12 protein-coding genes and 1 tRNA gene are annotated in these 16772 nt (G+C 73.0%); 7 read left to right on the forward strand and 6 right to left on the reverse strand.

Translation table 11 applies throughout. The annotated features are described in order from the left end of the window. Positions 1 to 35: 35 nt before the first annotated feature. From ABT084_RS30305 to ABT084_RS30315, 3 genes are all read right to left on the reverse strand, one after another. Positions 36 to 2492 carry a penicillin acylase family protein gene (locus tag ABT084_RS30305; protein WP_502969230.1) on the reverse strand — a complete coding sequence of 819 codons (2457 nt, stop codon included), beginning with the start codon at positions 2490 to 2492 and terminating at the stop codon, positions 36 to 38. Between the two features lie 545 nt (positions 2493 to 3037). Beyond that, a tRNA-Leu gene (locus ABT084_RS30310) sits at positions 3038 to 3125 on the reverse strand. Positions 3126 to 3325: 200 nt separating this feature from the next. Further along, positions 3326 to 4267, reverse strand: coding sequence for a beta-ketoacyl-ACP synthase III (locus ABT084_RS30315; RefSeq protein ID WP_351050616.1), 942 nt, complete (start codon positions 4265 to 4267; stop codon positions 3326 to 3328). Between the two features lie 223 nt (positions 4268 to 4490). Between ABT084_RS30315 and fdhD the strand changes: the two genes are divergently transcribed. Continuing rightward, positions 4491 to 5333 carry a formate dehydrogenase accessory sulfurtransferase FdhD gene (gene fdhD, locus ABT084_RS30320; protein WP_351050619.1) on the forward strand — a complete coding sequence of 281 codons (843 nt, stop codon included), beginning with the start codon at positions 4491 to 4493 and terminating at the stop codon, positions 5331 to 5333. Here the strand turns inward: fdhD and ABT084_RS30325 are convergent. Then, positions 5330 to 5746: a (2Fe-2S) ferredoxin domain-containing protein gene (locus tag ABT084_RS30325; RefSeq protein WP_351050622.1), complete on the reverse strand. Its 417-nt coding sequence runs from the start codon at positions 5744 to 5746 to the stop codon at positions 5330 to 5332. The genes fdhD and ABT084_RS30325 overlap by 4 nt on opposite strands. Before the next feature lie 9 nt (positions 5747 to 5755). Further along, a complete protein-coding gene (locus ABT084_RS30330) occupies positions 5756 to 6808 on the reverse strand; it encodes a bile acid:sodium symporter family protein (protein ID WP_351050624.1) in 1053 nt (350 codons plus the stop codon). A 247-nt stretch (positions 6809 to 7055) separates the two neighbouring features. Here ABT084_RS30330 and ABT084_RS30335 point away from each other — a divergent pair, with 247 nt between their 5' ends. The 6 genes from ABT084_RS30335 (at position 7056) to ABT084_RS30360 (ending at position 15862) form a co-directional block, all read left to right on the forward strand. Continuing rightward, a complete protein-coding gene (locus ABT084_RS30335; RefSeq protein WP_351050665.1) occupies positions 7056 to 7916 on the forward strand; it encodes a LysR family transcriptional regulator in 861 nt (286 codons plus the stop codon). Positions 7917 to 8151: 235 nt separating this feature from the next. Further along, complete coding sequence (locus ABT084_RS30340) at positions 8152 to 9966, forward strand: AMP-dependent synthetase/ligase (RefSeq protein ID WP_351050667.1); 1815 nt, start codon at positions 8152 to 8154, stop codon at positions 9964 to 9966. Positions 9967 to 10078: 112 nt separating this feature from the next. Beyond that, the gene (locus ABT084_RS30345) at positions 10079 to 11353 is read left to right on the forward strand and encodes an ABC transporter substrate-binding protein (protein WP_351050627.1); all 1275 of its coding nucleotides are present in this window, start codon (positions 10079 to 10081) and stop codon (positions 11351 to 11353) included. A 10-nt stretch (positions 11354 to 11363) separates the two neighbouring features. Further along, positions 11364 to 14084, forward strand: coding sequence for an ABC transporter permease subunit (locus ABT084_RS30350; RefSeq protein ID WP_351050630.1), 2721 nt, complete (start codon positions 11364 to 11366; stop codon positions 14082 to 14084). After that, a complete protein-coding gene (locus tag ABT084_RS30355; RefSeq protein ID WP_351050632.1) occupies positions 14081 to 14881 on the forward strand; it encodes an ABC transporter ATP-binding protein in 801 nt (266 codons plus the stop codon). The genes ABT084_RS30350 and ABT084_RS30355 overlap by 4 nt, the downstream gene beginning before the upstream one ends. 138 nt (positions 14882 to 15019) lie before the next feature. Continuing rightward, complete coding sequence (locus ABT084_RS30360; protein ID WP_351050635.1) at positions 15020 to 15862, forward strand: aldo/keto reductase; 843 nt, start codon at positions 15020 to 15022, stop codon at positions 15860 to 15862. A gap of 140 nt (positions 15863 to 16002) precedes the next feature. Here the strand turns inward: ABT084_RS30360 and ABT084_RS30365 are convergent, their stop codons facing one another. Further along, positions 16003 to 16770, reverse strand: a complete 768-nt coding sequence (locus ABT084_RS30365; protein ID WP_351050638.1) for a class I SAM-dependent methyltransferase — start codon at positions 16768 to 16770, stop codon at positions 16003 to 16005. Between the last annotated feature and the right edge of the window lie 2 nt (positions 16771 to 16772).

Below are 16772 nucleotides of genomic sequence, written 5' to 3' on the forward strand. Positions count from 1 at the left end.
AACCTCTCAGCGGATCGGACCGGACCGGACCGGTCTCAGTCCAGGACCTTGATCTCCAGTGCCGGTGAGGCGGCGATGTCGTTCTCGGTGAACCGTTCGGTCACCCACTGGCCCGCCGAGAAGAGCTTGGTCTGGTCGGCGTAGTGGGGGGAGTTCGGGTTGGCCGACTGCGAGTAGGCCAGTACCGAGGAGGTCTGCGGCGGGCCCTCGGCCGTGAACCGCACCTGCTGGATGAAGCTCGACCCGAAGGTGATGTCGAGCTTGCCGTCGACCAGGCCGGGAGTGACCACGTTCAGCACGCCCACCTCACTGACCGCGCCGTGGATCGGGATCTGCTCGCCGTTGCGGGTGATCTTCTGGATGTCGGCCAGCCGCGCGTTCAGCGGCACACCGGCGTTGCGCAGCGCGAGGACCGCCCGGGCGAGCGCGTCGCGGACGGCGGAGCTGCCGGAGTCCAGCGAATTGGGCGTGTGCACCGGGTCCTTGGCGTCGAAGGGGACCCGCCACGGCAGTTTCTCGATCGCCTGCCCGCCGAGCAGTTGGAACCAGTAGTTCTCGAAGAGCCAGGATCCCCTGCTGTCCGCGGTGAAGTCGTGGTCCTTCCAGGCGGCCAGGATCGGGCACGCCTCGCTCACGTTGACCAGGTTGCCGTCCACCAGGACGAGTCCGAAGGGGGCGCCCTGGCACGCGGAGACCGTGGCGTTGAGGGCCAGGTCGGCCGCCCTGCTGTTGTCGGCGAAGAGCAACTGCCGCATGTTCTCCGGGGTGAAGCCCCTCCCCGGCAGGCCGTCGTTGCCGTTGATCCGGTTCTGCGCGGTCAGGATCAGCTCCTGCGTGCGCAGCGACCGGGGCGCCGCGGTGTCGCCCATCACCCGGGGGAAGGACAGCGGCTGCGCGGGATTCGCCAGCCAGGCGCTGTCGTTGGCGTTGCCGACGAAGTCGGAGCGGATGAGGCGCGGCTGCTTGTGCGGGTCCAGCAGTCCGGGCGCGACGGCGTTCGGGTCATGGGGCCAGTCGCACGCGCTGCGCTTGCCGTCGAAGATGGAGACCGGCGGTACGTTCGGCAGCCGTAGCGTCTGGTTGAACAGCAGTTGGCCGGTCATCGTGAGGCACGACTGGGCGTGCGCGTCGGTGATGTTCGGGGTGGCCTGGATGTCCGCGTACAGGGCGTTGCCCTTGCGGTCGGTGGCGATGGTGTTGAAGAAGGGGACGCCTTCGGTGGTCTCCAGGGTGTTCACGACGTCGTTGACGTCCTTGGCCTGGTCGAGGTGGAACCAGGTGTTCAGCGCCCGCAGGTTGTCCATGTTGACGTCGCGCACCGCGTGCGCGCTGACCACCCAGGGCAGCGGGTTGCCCAGGACCGACGTGGTGATCGGGCCGTACCGGGTGGCCCACAGCGTCCTGGTGACCTGGCCGAGCGAGCCGTCCGGCTTGCGTACGTCGACGCCGACCTGCTGCGAGGTCATCTGCTGCCAGGTGCCGTCGACCAGGTACTTGGTCGGGTTGAGCGGGTCCACCTGTACGTCGAACAGCCCGAACGGGGCGACCGTGGCGACGGTGTGGGTCCAGGCGACGTCGTCGTTGTGCCCGATGTTCACCGCGGGGAAACCGAGCAGGCTGGCGCCGGAGACGTTGGCCTTCCCGGGGATCGTCAGCTGGCTCTGCCACATGCGGTTCTTGCCCTGCCACGGGAAGTGCGGGTTGGCCAGCAGCATGCCGGTGCCCCCGGACACGCCCTGTGAACCGACGGCGAGGGCGTTGCTGCCCATGCTCTGTTGACGGCTGACGGCCAGCGCGTCACGGATCTTCGTCGCGGTCTCCTCGGGCGAGGGCGACGGCGAGGGCGAGGGCGCCTTCGCCGACGGGGCCTTCGCCGACGGGGCGGCCGACGCCCCCGGGGGCGCGGCGTTCACCTCGCCGTCCAGCAGCACGTCGGCGGTGCCCATGATGATCTCGGCGTGCGCGTGCCGGTACACGTCCAGCTCCGTGATCGGCCGCACCCAGGCCGCGCCCCGGCAGGCCGGGTCGGAGATGTTGTTCACGCCCGTCTCGGCGAGGTACCGGTTGTACCCCTGGACGTAGCCGCGAATGGCTTCCTTGACCTCGGGCTCCGGCCCGTTGGGCGCGGGCTGGTCGATCAGCCGTTCCACGACCCGGTCGTCGTTCATCCGCTGGAAGTACAGGTCGCTGTTGAGGTTGGTGGTGGTGTTCTGGCGCTCCCCGGGGCTCGCCTTGCCGTCGGGCCCCAGGTAGCGGGAGCGCTGGGCGTTGACCATGAGATAGGTGTCGGCCAGGGTGCAGATGTTGTCCTTGGCCACCGCGTACCCGTAGCCCGTGCCCAGCCCCGCCCAGTCCGAGGCGATGATGTGCGGGATCCCGTACTCGGTGTACCGGATCGTCGGCTTGTCCGGCCCCAGCCCGGCGGCTTCGGGGACCCGCGGCCCGCTGGCCGCCAGCGTACTCAGCACCGCCACCGCGGTCAGAGCCGCCATCGGCAGCCTCGCCCTGAATCTCCTCCGCGCCATCGAGCCGTCCTTCCCGTGTGGTCCAGCCCCATGTCTGGACGTCGGCCACGCTAAGGAGGAGCGATGAAATCCCGATGACGCGAGCACACCCCCGGCGGACACCAGCTCCTCAGCCCCGAGCTGCGCGCGGCGAAGGACTGCAACCCGCCCGCACGCTGCGGTGACGGCGACGGCTGCTGATCCACTCTCACTGAACGGAAGCGGTCCGGGCGTGGCTGAGGCGCCCGGACCGCCCCAGCCAAGGGTTCCAAAGGCGAACGGCGCATCGGGGAGGTGGCCGTGATCGGCCCCCTGGCCCTGGCGTCGAGTGGCCACGGCTGTGGCAGATGGCCCGTTCCTGTGGCAGGCCCGCGGCCAAGGACACCGAACTCGCACAGTGGATTCTGGTGCAGGCGACCCGGGCCTTCCTCTGCGGGAGCGACGGATGGCCTCAGCCCTGACCAGGTGGCCGAGCGCCCTTCGCTCTATCAGCCCGGAAACGCAAAAGAACCCCACCGAAGTGGGGTTCCTGCTGGTGTCCGAGGGGGGACTTGAACCCCCACGCCCGATAAAGGGCACTAGCACCTCAAGCTAGCGCGTCTGCCATTCCGCCACCCGGACCAGGTGGTCGGCCCCGGTTTCCCGCGGCGACAAGGACAACAATAGCAAAGGTTCGGAGTGCTCCTCACCCGCATAAACGGTGGTCAGCAGCCTGCCGGAGCGTGTCAGCGGGCGGGCGGTCCGGGCCCGCCCGCCGGGCGTACAGCGCGTTGCCGCGCGTGTACGGCCCGTGCGGACCGCGGCGGGGGGGGCGGCCCGGGTCACGGGCAGCGGATGACCTGGCCCGCGTAGGAGAGGTTGCCGCCGAAGCCGAAGAGGAGGACGGGGGCGCCCGAGGGGATCTCGCCGCGCTCGACCAGCTTGGACAGGGCCATCGGGATGCTGCCGGCCGAGGTGTTGCCGGAGTCGACGACATCGCGGGCCACGACCGCGTTGACGGCGCCGATCTTGGCGGCGAGCGGCTCGATGATGCGCAGGTTCGCCTGGTGCAGGACGACTCCGGCGAGGTCCTCCGGGGTGATTCCGGCGCGCTCGCACGCCTTGCGGGCGAGCGGCGGCAGCTGGGTGGTGGCCCAGCGGTAGACGGACTGGCCTTCCTGGGCGAAGACCGGCGGGCTGCCCTCGATGCGGACGGCGTGGCCCATCTCCGGGACCGAGCCCCACAGGACCGGCCCGATGCCGGACTCCTCGCAGGCCTCGACGACCGCGGCGCCCGCGCCGTCACCGGTCAGCACGCAGGTGGTGCGGTCGGTCCAGTCGGTGATCTCGGTCATCTTGTCCGCGCCGATGACCAGCGCGCGGGTGGCGGAGCCCGCGCGGATGGCGTGGTCGGCGGTGGCCAGGGCGTGGGTGAAGCCCGAGCAGACGACGTTGATGTCCATGAGGGCCGGGTGGCCTCCCATGCCGAGCTTGGCGGCCACGCGGGCCGCCATGTTGGGCGAACGGTCGATCGCGGTCGAGGTGGCGACGAGTACGAGGTCGATGTCGTCGGGGGTCAGTCCCGCGCTCGCCAGTGCCTTGCCCGCGGCCTGGAAGGCCAGCTCGTCCACGGGCTCGTCGGGACCGGCCATGCGGCGGGTCTTGATGCCCACCCTGGAGCGGATCCACTCGTCGTTCGTGTCGACCATGGCCGAGAGGTCCTCGTTGGTGATCACTTTCGCGGGCTGGTAGTGCCCCAGAGCCACCACGCGTGAACCGGTCATGGGCAGGATCCCCCTCGTAAGGCAGTCAGGATCACCCAGCTTGGCCTGCTACTGACCGGTACGAGGGCGCGTGACCCGACAGGATTCCTGCGGTGGAATTTGGAGATTCCGGAGGATCTTCCTGCGGAGCACCTGTATGGAGCGATACGGGAGAATGGGCCTGACGGGCCCGTGCGGGCCGGCCGAGCGGCACGACAACGAGAGAACGGGTGGGCTGATCACCATGGGACGGGTCACCGAGCGCCGCCGCGTCGTCCGGATCCGGGGCGGTGTGGTCGGGACGCGCCCGGACACGCTGGTCGCCGAGGAGCCGCTGGAGATCCGGCTGAACGGGAAGCCGCTGGCCATCACCATGCGCACCCCGGGCGACGACTTCGCGCTGGCGGCGGGCTTCCTGGTGAGCGAGGGCGTCCTCGCGCACGCCTCGGACATCCGCGCGGTCACCTACTGCGACGGGCAGACGGAGGACGGCGGCAACACGTACAACATCGTCAACGTGCAGCTGGCTCCCGGCGTTCCGGTTCCGGACATCACCCTGGAGCGGAACGTCTACACGACCTCCTCCTGCGGCCTGTGCGGGAAGGCCAGCCTGGACGCCGTACGGACGGCGAGCCGCTTCCCGGGCATCGGCGCCGACCCGGTCCGCATACCGGCCGGGCTGCTCGCGGAGCTGCCGGAGCGGCTGCGCGCCGCGCAGAAGGTGTTCGACCGTACCGGCGGACTGCACGCGGCCGGGCTGTTCACGGCGGCGGGCGAGCTGGTCGACGTACGGGAGGACGTGGGCCGTCACAACGCGGTGGACAAGATCATCGGCCGGGCGCTGCGCGAGGGACGGCTGCCGCTGGCCGGGGCGGTGCTGCTGGTGTCGGGGCGGGCCTCCTTCGAGCTGGCGCAGAAGGCGGTCATGGCCGGGATCCCGGTGCTGGCCGCTGTGTCGGCGCCGTCCTCGCTGGCCGTGGACCTCGCGGTCGAGTCGGGGCTGACCCTGGTCGGTTTCCTGCGCGGCCCGAACATGAACGTCTACGCGGGCGAGGAGCGGATCACCCTGCCCGCGGACCAGGGCTAGCGCCCGCGGCCGCGGGCGGTCTTCTTCGGGGCCGGGGGCTCGATCCGGTGCAGGTCGAGGGCGTCCGGGGGCACGGCCACGCCGGGACCGCCCGCCAGGGCCCAGTCCACGATGTCGTCGGTCGCGGTGTCGTCCATGACCCAGCCGAACCAGGAAGCGCGGGCGCCCTTGCGGCGGGCCTCGGTCGCGGGCTGGACGACGATCACGTTGGCCTGGGCGCAGGGGCCGAGGCAGTCGACCGTACGGACGGCCAGCCGGCCCCCGGACTCCTCGGCGGCCTCGCGCAGCCGGGCCAGCTGACCCGCGTGGTCGGTCCCGGGGTTCTTGCGCGGGTCGCCGCAGCAGCAGCCCCGGCACACCACCAGGGTGCAGGGGCGTTCGGCGTGGGCGGAGTGGGAGCGTATCCAGGTCACCGACGCACGTTACCGGGCCCCGGCCGCGGGGTGTTGGGCCGCTCGCGAGACCTCCGCCACACGCGCGGAGGGGAGTTCGGGACCGGGGTCCCCGGCCCGGCGGCGGGCGAGCACCGCGCAGACCAGCAACTGCATCTGGTGGAACAGCATGAGCGGGAGCACGGCGAGGCTCGCCTGCGCCCCGAACAGCACGCCGGCCATGGGCAGTCCGGCCGCGAGGCTCTTCTTCGACCCGGCGAACTGGATGGCGATCCGGTCCGCCCGCCCGAATCCGAGGCGGCCGGCGCCGTACCAGGTGACCAGAAGCATCACGGCGAGCAGCACCGCCTCGACCGCCATCAAGGCGCCCAGGCGCGCGAGGCTGACCTGGTGCCAGATCCCGGCGGCCATGCCCGCGCTGAAGGCGGCGTAGACGACGAGCAGGATCGAGCCGCGGTCGACGCGGCCGAGGACCGCGCGGTGGCGGGTGAGGAAGCCGCCGACCCGGCGGCGCAGCACCCGGCCGAGGACGAACGGCAGCAGCAGCTGCAAGACGATCTTGAGCAAGGAGTCGAGGGAGAACCCGCCCGCGTCGTGGCCGAGCAGCCCGGCGGCGAGCAGCGGGGTCAGGAAGATTCCGGCGAGGCTCGAGAAGGATCCGGCGCAGATGGCGGCGGGCACGTTGCCGCGGGCGATCGAGGTGAAGGCGATCGAGGACTGGATGGTGGAGGGGACCAGGCAGAGGAAGAGCAGGCCGCTGTAGAGCGGCGGCGTCAGGAGGGTGGGGACGAGGGCCCGCGCGGCCAGGCCGAGGAGGGGGAAGAGGACGAAGGTGCACACCAGGACGGTGAGGTGGAGCCGCCAGTGGCGCAGGCCGTCGAGGGTCTCGCGGGTGGAGAGGCGGGCGCCGTAGAGGAAGAAGAGGAGGGCGACGGCGGCGGTGGAGGCACCTTCGGCGACGGGCGCGGCCGCGCCGCGGGCGGGGAGCAGGGCCGCGAGGCCGACGGTGGCGAACAGGGCCAGGACGTACAGATCGAGCGGCAGCCAGGCGGGGAGCGCGGGCATCTGCGGGCGGCGGCGCATGGCGGACTCGCTTGCTGTCGGGGCGGATGGTGGGGTGCGGGTGCGTGCGTGGCACGGGTGCGGCGGGGAGCAGGGGGGTGCGGGGTCCCGTGTGGGTGCCGTGCGGGTGCCCCCTGGGTGCCGTGCGGGTGCCCTGCGGGCGCCCTGCGGGCCCCTCTCATCGTCAGGGGCGTGGCAGTGATCGGGAAACACGCACACCGCTCTGACTGTCATCACCGTTCGCGATAGCGTGCCCGTCATGACGGTCATGTACGACCCGGCGCTGCTGCGTACGTTCCTCACGGTCGCCCAGACGCTCAGCTTCACGCAGGCCGCGGGGCGGCTCGGGGTGCGGCAGTCCACCGTGAGCCAGCACGTGCGGCGCCTGGAGGAGGCCACCGGGCGGCCGCTGTTCCTGCGGGACACGCACCGCGTGGAGCTGACCGAGGACGGCGAGGCGCTGCTCGGCTTCGCCCGGACGATCCTGGAGGCCCACGAGCGGGCGGCGGCTTTCTTCCGCGGGACCCGGCTGCGCGGGCGGCTCCGCTTCGGGGCCTCGGAGGACTTCGTGCTGACCCGGCTGCCGGAGATCCTGGAGGGGTTCCGGCACGAGCACCCCGAGGTGGACCTGGAGCTGTCGGTGGAGCTGTCCGGCACCCTGCACGAGCGGCTGGACGCGGGGCGCCTCGATCTGGTGCTGGCCAAGCGCCGCGGCCCCGGGGACGAGCGGGGCCGGCTCGTCTGGCGGGACCGGATGGTGTGGATCGGGGCGCCGGGGCTGCGGGTGGACCCCGACCGGCCGGTTCCGCTGATCGTCTACCCCCCGCCGGGGATCACCCGGGCCCGGGCGCTGGAGGTCCTGGAGCGGGACGGGCGCGCCTGGCGGATCGCGTGTACGAGCGGCAGCCTGAGCGGGCTGATCGCGGCGGCCCGGGCGGGGCTCGGGGTGATGGCCCACACCCGGGGCCTGATCCCGCCCGGACTGGTCAGGGTCCCGGACCGGGCGGGGCTGCCGGAGCTGGGCCCGGTGGAGTTCGCGCTGCTCCAGGGGCGCCGCCCGACCCCCGCCGCGGACGCCCTGGCGACCGCCGTCCTCACCGGCCCGGCCCGCCTCACCCGCCCGCGCTGACCCACCCGCCCCGTCCGGAGCGCGCTCCGGGCGTGCGGGCCCCGGGCAGGTCTCGTGGAGATTCGCCGCAGGTCTGTGTCCAGGGGCTCCGCGCACCCCGGTACTCCACTCTGACCAGTGATGATGGCGGCGGAACCGATCTTCCGATCCCCTCCCGCCGGGCCCCCCTGGTGGGGTACCGTCACCGGCGCTGTACGGAGCGGAGTCGTGCCGAGAGGAGCCGGCTGTGCGCGAGATGACCGTCCCACCCGTCGTGACGGACGCGCCCGTCGGGGGCCTGGCCGACGCCGTCTTCCAGTACGCCCGCGAGGACCCGGACCGGGTGGTGCTCGGCCGCAAGACCGGCGGCGTCTGGCGGGACGTGACCTCGGGGCAGCTGTGCGCGGAGGTGCTGGCGCTGGCGAAGGGCCTGCTGGCGCAGGGGATCCGGTTCGGGGACCGCGTGGGGATCATGTCGCGCACCCGGTACGAGTGGACCCTGTTCGACTTCGCGCTGTGGGCGATCGGCGCGCAGCCCGTACCCGTCTACCCCTCGGCCGCCGCCGATCAGGTGTACTGGATCCTCTTCGACTCCGGCTGTGTCGCCGTGGTGGTGGAGGACGAGGACCAGGCGATGACCGTGGGTTCGGTGATCGAGGGGCTGCCGCGGCTGGAGCGGCTGTGGCAGCTGGACGCGGGCGCCCTGGAGCAGCTCGTCTCCGACGGGGGCGGCATGTCGGAGGACGTCGTGCACCGTCACCGGAGCGCGGTGACCCCCGACGCGGTGGCCACGGTCATCTACACCTCGGGCACCACGGGCCGCCCCAAGGGCTGTGTGCTGACCCACGCCAATTTCATGTACGAGGCGGACACCCTGGTGACCCGCTGGGAGGCGGTGTTCCGGGCGGGGAGCGGTGAGCAGGCCTCCACCCTCCTCTTCCTGCCGCTGGCCCACGTCTTCGGGCGGATGGTCGAGGTGGCGGCGATCCGGGCCCGGGTCAAGCTCGGGCACCAGCCGGTGCTGGCGGCGTCCGAGCTGATGCCCGATCTGGCCGCGTTCCGGCCGACGTTCGTGCTGGGGGTGCCGCACGTCTTCGAGAAGGTGTTCGCGGGGGCCCGGCGCAAGGCGGAGGCGGAGGGACGCACGGGCCCCTTCGACCGGGCGGTGGAGACGGCCGTGCGCTACGCCGAGGCCCGCGAGCAGAAGGCGTTCGGCACCGGTCCCGGTCCCTCGGCGGCGCTGCGGATGGAGCACCAGTTCTTCGAGAAGCTGGTGTACGGGAAGGTCCGCGAGGCGCTGGGGGGCCGGATCCGGTACGCGATGTCGGGCGGCTCGGCGATGTCGCGGCGGCTCGGGCTGTTCTTCGACGGCGCGGGGGTCACCGTGTTCGAGGGGTACGGGCTCACCGAGTCCTGCGCGGCGGCGACCGCGAACCCGCCGGGCGCGACGAAGTACGGGACGGTGGGCCTCCCGATTCCGGGCACCTCGGTGCACATCGCGGACGACGGCGAGGTGTGGCTGAGCGGGGCGCACGTCTTCTCGGGGTACCTCAACGATCCGCCGGCGAGCGAGGCGGTGCTGCGGGGCGGCTGGCTGGCGACCGGGGACCTGGGGCGGCTGGACACCGACGGGTACCTCACGATCACCGGACGGAAGAAGGAGATCCTGGTGACCTCCAACGGGAAGTCGGTGTCGCCGACCCTGCTGGAGGAGCGGGTGCGGGCCCATCCGCTGGTCTCGCAGTGCGTGCTGGTGGGCAACGACCGTCCGTACATCGCGGCGTTGCTGACGCTGGACATGGAAGGGGTCGCGCACTGGCTGTCGATGCGCGGCCGCCCGCAGCTGCCCGCGGTGGAGCTGCTGCGGGACGAGGACCTCACGGCGGAGGTGCGGCGGGCGGTGGTGACCGCCAACACCCGGGTCTCGCAAGCCGAGTCGATCCGTACGTTCCAGGTGCTGCCCGACCAGTTCACCGAGGACCGGGGGCTGTTGACGCCCTCGCTCAAGCTCAAGCGGCGGGCGATCGAGACGGCGTACGCGCGGGAGGTGGCGGCCCTCTACCAGCGGTGACGGCCGACAGCGCCCCTACCTGACGGCTCGTCACCTTACCCGGTCATTGATATTGACGACTCGTCAGGTGACGCACAGAATGCGGGGATTCCGACCGGAGGGGACTCCATTCATGCTGCGTCCGATCCGCACCCTCGCCGCCGCCGCGGCGGCCCTCGCGCTCGTGTCCGCCTGCAACTCCGCCGCCAAGGGCACCTCCTCACCGTCCGGTACGAGCGCGGGCGCCGGCGCCGGGGCCGCCCGCGGGGTGAGCGCCGGCTCCATCAAGGTCGGCGGCATCGTCTCGATGACCAGCGCCAGCGGCTACAGCAAGAAGGACACCGACCTCGGCGCCAAGGCCCGCTATCTGCGGGCCAACGCCGAGGGCGGGGTGAACGGCCGGACGATCGACTACACGGGCGCGCAGGACGACGGCCAGGACCCCGCCAGGAACCTGGCGGCCGCCCGCAAACTGGTCCAGCAGGACAAGGTGTTCGCCGTCTCCCCGATGAGCTCGGTGACCTTCTCCGGCGCCGACTTCCTGGAGCAGCAGAAGGTGCCCACCTTCGGCTGGGGCACCACGCCCGCCTTCTGCGGGCCGAAGTACATCTACGGGTTCAACGGCTGCCTGGTCCCTACCCCCGGCGGCACCCTCAACCAGACCTGGCCCGAGGGCATCGGCCAGGTCCTGGGCGGGGCGAAGGGCAAGTCCGTGGCCGTCATCGCCAACGACAGCGACGCGGGCAAGTTCGGCGTGCGGACCTTCTCCCAGGGCTTCGCCAGCGCCGGGTTCACCGTCTCCTACGCCAAGGCCAGCGTGCCGGGCACGGCCGTGCCGAGCGACTGGTCGGCGTACGTGAAGGAGATCCTCTCCGCGAACGGCGGCAAGGCGCCCGACGCCGTCGTCTCCGTGATGCAGACCCCGAACAACATCGGGCTGTTCACGGCCCTCAAGCGCGCCGGTTACCAGGGGCTGCTGTCCGACCCGACCGACTACGACCCGGGACTGCTGGCCAAGGACGCGACCAGGCAGGCCCTCGACGGGGTGTACGTCCTGCTCCAGTTCGCCCCCTTCGAGTCGCCGGACGCGCGGATGGCGCAGTTCAAGGCCGACATCAAGGCCGCCTCGGGCGGCCGGGAAGTCCCCCTGAACATGCACATGTTGACCGGCTACATGTCGGCGGACCTCTTCGTCTCGATCGCGAAGAAGGCGGGCCGGGAGCTGACCGCGGAGTCCTTCCAGGCGGCCGCGCAGAGCTTCTCCGACACGGGGACCCTGGTCGGCGACCGGGCGGAGCCGCAGGGGCAGAAGAACAGCTTCGGCTGCGGGGCGCTCGTACAGCTCAAGAACGGGGCGTACGAGGTCTCCGTGCCGTTCAAGTGCTACGAGCCCATCCCCTTCAAGTAGGGGCGACGGCATGGTCGATCTGCTCGTCTTCGTACTGAGCGGTCTGGTCTCCGGCGCCCTGTACGCGCTGCTGGCCACCGGGCTGGTGCTGTCGTACTCGGCCTCCGGCCTCTTCAACTTCGCGCACGGGGCCACCGCCTACCTGTGCGCGCTCACCTTCTACGAGCTGCACTCGGGCCTGGGCTGGCCCGCCGTCCCGGCGGCCCTGCTCGTCGTCCTCGTGCTCGCCCCCGGCCTCGGCTGGGGGCTGGACCGGCTGATGTTCCGGCGCCTCGCGCGGGTCGGCGAGAGCGCGCAGATCGTCGCCACCATCGGACTGCTGGTCGCGCTGCCCGCGGCCGGGCTGTGGGGGGTGGGGCTGCTGGCGGACGCGGGGGCCGCTGTGCTGCCCGCGGAGAACCAGTTCGGGCTGCCCGGAGTGGGGCCCAGCCCCGCGCGGTCCTGGGAGCCGCTCGACGGGGTCGGCATCGACTCCGACCAGCTGATCACCTGGGTGGTGACGGCCGTGGTGGCGGTGGCCCTGTGGGTCCTGATGCGCCACACCCGGCTGGGGCTGCGGCTGCGGGCCTCCGTCGACAACCGCTCGCTGACCGAACTGCGCGGGATCAGCGCCGACCGGCTCTCCTCGGTCGCGTGGATGATCGCCTCGGGCCTGGCCGGGCTCGCCGGGGTGCTGGCCACTCCCCTGCTCGGGCTGTCCGCGCACGACTTCACCCTGTTCCTGTTCGTGTCCGCGACGGCGGCGGTCATCGGGCGGTTCGTCTCGGTGCCGCTCGCCTTCGCCGGCGGGCTGGGCCTCGGCGTCCTGCAGAACCTGGTCGCCGGGTACGCCACCTTCACCGAGCGCGTCACCGGCTTCCGGACCGCCGTCCCGTTCCTGATCCTCTTCGCCGGGCTGCTGGTGCTGACCCGGCGGGCCCGCACCGCCGGGACCGCCGCCTCCGACGCGCCGCCCCCCGACCACCTGGCGGGGGCCTCCTGGCGGCGCCGCTGGGGGGTGTGGGCGGCGGGCGCCGTGCTGCTGTGCGTGGCGCTGTACACGGTCACCACCCCCCTCTGGAGCGGGCTGCTCGCCCAGGGGCTGGCGATCGCCCTGGTGTTCATGTCCTTCACCGTGCTCACCGGCCTCGGCTCGATGGTCTCGCTCGCCCAGGCCACCTTCGTGACGGGCGCGGCGCTGGTCGCGGGGCTGCTGATGAGTCACGGCTGGCCCTTCGCCCTGGCCCTGGCGGTCGGCACCTGCGCGGCCGCGGCCCTCGGCGCGCTGGTCGCGCTCCCGGCCCTGCGGCTCGGCGGGCGCTCGCTGGCGCTGGCCACCCTCGCGCTGGCGTTCCTCGCGGACCAGGTCCTCTTCCAGCTGCCGTGGCTGCGCAACGGGGACTCCGGATGGTCCGTGCCCCGGCCCGTGTTCGGACCGGTGGACCTCTCCGACGACCGGGCGATGGGCGTGGCCCTGATGGTGCTGGTGGCGCTGGTCGCGGCCGGGCTGAGCGCGCTGCGGAACTCCCCGTCGGGGCGGGCGATGCTCGCCGTACGGTCGGCCCCCGCGGCGGCCATGGCCTCGGGGGTGTCCGTCCTGCGCACGAAGCTGCTGCTGTTCACGCTGTCGGCGGGGCTGGCCGGTTTCGGGGGCGTGCTGTACGCCTCGTACAACACCCGGATCACGGCCACCGACTTCACCGCGATGACCGGTCTGGTGTGGCTGGCCGTGGTGGTGGCGGCGGGGGTGCGCAGGCCGCCGTACGCGGTGGTCGCGGGGCTCGTGTTCGCGGTCGCGCCGCGGGTGCTGGCGGACTACGTGACCACCTCGGCGTACCTGCCGGTGATCCTGTTCGGGCTGGCGGGAGTGGCCCTGGCCAACGATCCGGACGGGTACTGCGCGGCGGCGGCGCAGCGGCGGGCGCGGCGGCGGGCCGGGCGCCTGGCGGCGGCCCCGGCGCCTGGGTCCGGGGCACGGGGCTCCGCCCCGGACCCCGCTCCTCGAACGCCCGAGGGGCTGGATACGGCTCGGCCGGGGCTGGATGTGGCTCGGGCGGGCGTGGTCGCGCTGGAGTTGTGCGCGGTGCGCGCCGGGTACGACGGCGGGACCGTGCTGCACGGGGTGGACCTCTCGATCCGGCGCGGGGAGATCCTGGCCGTCCTCGGGCCCAACGGCGCCGGGAAGAGCACCGCCTGCAAGGTGGCCGCCGGGCTGCTGGGGGTCGCGGGCGGGGCCGTGTACGTCGACGGGCGGGACGCGACCCGGGACGGGCCCGTACGCCGCTCGCGCGCCGGGGTGCTGCTCGCGCCGGAGGGGCGCGGGATCTTCCCCTCGCTCACCATCGAGGAGAACCTCGCCCTCCACCTCCCCGACGCCCGCGCCCGGGAGGCCGTGTACGCCCGCTTCCCCCGGCTGCGCGAGCGGCGCGGCCTGGCCGCCGGGTCCCTGTCCGGCGGGGAGCAGCAGATGCTCGCCCTCGCGCCGCTGCTCCAGCGCCCGCCGCGGGTGCTGATCGCTGACGAGCCCTCGCTCGGGCTCGCGCCGCGGGTGGTGGAGGAGGTGTACGGGCTGCTGGCCGAGCTGCGCGACGCGGGTACCGCGCTGCTGCTGGTGGAGGAGAAGGCCGCCGAGATCCTCGGCGTCGCCGACACCGTCGCCTACCTGTCCCAGGGCCGGGTCTCCTGGTGCGGACCGCGCGCCGAGGTGGAGACGGACCGGCTCACCGAGGCCTACCTGGGGATCGGAACATGACGCCGACGGGGAACGAGGAGCCGCGGAAGGAGCCGTACGTCCTGGAGGCCCGCGGGGTCTCGGTCCGGTTCGGCGGGGTCCGGGCCCTGACCGGGGTCTCGCTCGGTGTCCGGGCGGGCGAGGTGTGCGGGCTGATCGGGCCGAACGGGGCGGGCAAGACCACCCTGTTCGACGTTCTGTCCGGCATCCGGCGGCCGGACGCGGGCCGGCTGCTCCTCGACGGGGCGGACGTCACCCGCCGCTCCCCCGTGTGGCGGGCCCGGCACGGGATGCGCCGCACCTTCCAGCGCCAGCAGCTGTTCGGGCAGCTCAGCGTGGCCGACAACCTGCTCGTGGCGCAGGAGTGGCGGGGCGGGGGCGGCGGGCTCGCCGCGGACCTGGCCGGCTGGCCGACCCGTCGGCGCCGGGAGCGCGAGCGGCGGGCCCGGGGCGAGCGGGTGCTGGCCGACTGCGGGCTCGGGGCGCTGGGGACGGCGTACGCGGGCGGCCTGCCGGTCGGCCGGGCCCGGATGGTGGAGCTGGCCCGGGCCGTCGCCGATCCGCCCCGGGTGCTGCTGCTCGACGAGCCCGCCTCGGGGATGTCGGCGCCCGAGCGGGAGCAGCTGGCGGCGGTGGTGCGCCGCCTCGCCGCGGAGGAGGGCTGCGCGGTGCTGCTGGTCGAGCACAACGTGGCGTTCGTGATGGAGGTGTGCGCCCGGGTGGTGGTGCTGGACCTCGGAACGGTGCTGGCCGAGGGCACGGCGGCGCAGGTGCGGGCCGACCCGCTGGTCCGGGAGGCGTATCTGGGGAGCGCCTGAGAAGGCGGGGACGCGTGGGGAGGATAGGTGCGCGCGTGGCGGGAATAGAGCGTCGGGGAGGCCGGTTGTCGCCGGTCGTACGCCACGCACCACCGCACCGAACGCACCGAACCGCACGAGTCGAGGGAACGACCAGACGTGAACCAGGTCCCCAGCATCAAGCTCAACAACGGCACGCTCATGCCCCAGCTCGGCTACGGCGTCTGGCAGATCCCGGACGCCGAGGCCGAGCAGGCCGTCGGGACCGCGCTGGAGGCCGGTTACCGCAGCATCGACACCGCCTCGATCTACGGCAACGAGGCGGGCACCGGCAAGGCCCTCGCGGCGTCGGGTCTGCCGCGCGAGGAACTGTTCGTCACCACCAAGCTGTGGAACGGGCCGTCCGAGACCTGGAGCCGGGACAACGTCCTGCGCGCGTTCGACTCCTCCCTCGCCAAGCTGGGCCTGGACCACGTCGACCTGTACCTGATCCACTGGCCGCGCCCCATGCGCGAGGACTACCTCACCATCTGGAAGACCTTCGAGGAGATCGCCGCGAGCGGCCGCGCCAAGGCCGTCGGCGTCTCCAACTTCGGGCAGCCGCAGCTGGCGCGCCTCGCCACCGAGAGCGCTCTGGTCCCGGCCGTCAACCAGGTCGAGCTGCACCCGCTCTTCAACCAGGCGGAGCTGCGCGCCGTGCACGCGGACCTCGGCATCGCCACCGAGGCCTGGTCCCCGCTGGGCCAGGGCAAGACCCTGCTGACCCTCCCGGCCGTCGCCGCGATCGCCGCCAAGCACGGGCGCACCGGCGCGCAGGTGGTGCTGCGCTGGCACCTCCAGCTCGGGAACATCGCGATCCCGAAGTCGGTCACGCCGGCGCGCATCCGGGAGAACCTGGACGTCTTCGGCTTCGAGCTGGACGCCGAGGACCTCGCCGCGCTCGACGCGCTGTCGACGGCGGGCGGGCGGATCGGTCCCGACCCGGCCGTCTTCGACGCCTGAGCGGCGCCGCGTGTACCGCATCCGGAACGTCGCCGGCGGTCTGCTGCTGGAGGTCGAGGGCTCGTCCCGGGTGCGGGTGGGGTGCGGGTGGGCCCGGGCCCGTCGTGCGGCTGCCGCCCGGTTCGCCCTCCGGGGGCGCCTCAATCGCCGGCGGGGCTGAGAGTGCCGCGGGTGAAGGCCTGGAGGCGGTACGTGGGGGGTGGGCGGGGGTGGTCCGGGTCGGGGAGGGCTTCCAGTTGCGCTGCCAGGGCTTTGGCCGTGGAGCCCTGCCCGGTGATGCGTGAGGCGTAGCGGCCGGCCAGCAAGGCGGTCGCGGCCCGGCGCGGAGTGCGGCCCTGGCCGTGGCCGGTGAACGCGGCCTCGGCGTACGGGCGCAGGCCCACCGCGGCGGCGTACGCCGTCACCTTCGCGGCCGCGTCGGCGGGGTGCGGGGTCAGGTGCTGCGCGAGCACGGCGTCGATGTCGCTGCCCACGTCGTGCGCGGCGTCCTTGTCCACGGTCGTGACGAACACCCCGCCGGGGCGCAGCACCCGGGCCACCTCGGCGATCACCGCCTCCACCAGTCCGGGTGCGCGCAGCAGGTGCAGCAGCCACACCGCGCCGACCGCGTCCAGCGCGCCCGTCCGCACGGGCAGCCGGGTACCGGAGGCGAGGACCACCGGGACCCCGCGCCCGGCGGCCCACGCCGCCATCCCGTACGAGGCGTCCGCCCCCAGGACCCGCAGACCGGGCCGGTTGAGGCGGGCGGTGACGATGCCCGTGCCGCAGCCGAGGTCGAGCAGGGTCCGGGTGCCGGGCGGCAGGAGGCCCAGGACCGCTCCGGCGGCGGCCTCGGCCCGCGGGGTGCCGCCGCGGGTGGCGTCGTACTCCCGGGCTTCGGCGTCGTAGTCCAGCAAGGGCTTCGTCATGT

The sequence above is a fragment of the Streptomyces sp. NPDC002138 genome (assembly GCF_040296485.1).
GTDB lineage: Bacteria > Actinomycetota > Actinomycetes > Streptomycetales > Streptomycetaceae > Streptomyces.

Excerpts from the sequence above, each read along its gene's own strand:
- ABT084_RS30305 (WP_502969230.1), bottom strand. The coding sequence starts at position 2,492 with ATGGCGGCTCTGACCGCGGTGGCGGTGCTGAGTACGCTGGCGGCCAGC.
- ABT084_RS30350 (WP_351050630.1), top strand. The coding sequence starts at position 11,364 with ATGGTCGATCTGCTCGTCTTCGTACTGAGCGGTCTGGTCTCCGGCGCC.
- ABT084_RS30345 (WP_351050627.1), top strand. The coding sequence starts at position 10,079 with ATGCTGCGTCCGATCCGCACCCTCGCCGCCGCCGCGGCGGCCCTCGCG.
- ABT084_RS30335 (WP_351050665.1), top strand. The coding sequence starts at position 7,056 with ATGTACGACCCGGCGCTGCTGCGTACGTTCCTCACGGTCGCCCAGACG.
- fdhD (WP_351050619.1), top strand. The coding sequence starts at position 4,491 with ATGGGACGGGTCACCGAGCGCCGCCGCGTCGTCCGGATCCGGGGCGGT.
- ABT084_RS30365 (WP_351050638.1), bottom strand. The coding sequence starts at position 16,770 with ATGACGAAGCCCTTGCTGGACTACGACGCCGAAGCCCGGGAGTACGAC.
- ABT084_RS30330 (WP_351050624.1), bottom strand. The coding sequence starts at position 6,808 with ATGCGCCGCCGCCCGCAGATGCCCGCGCTCCCCGCCTGGCTGCCGCTC.
- ABT084_RS30315 (WP_351050616.1), bottom strand. The coding sequence starts at position 4,267 with ATGACCGGTTCACGCGTGGTGGCTCTGGGGCACTACCAGCCCGCGAAA.
- ABT084_RS30355 (WP_351050632.1), top strand. The coding sequence starts at position 14,081 with ATGACGCCGACGGGGAACGAGGAGCCGCGGAAGGAGCCGTACGTCCTG.
- ABT084_RS30340 (WP_351050667.1), top strand. The coding sequence starts at position 8,152 with ATGACCGTCCCACCCGTCGTGACGGACGCGCCCGTCGGGGGCCTGGCC.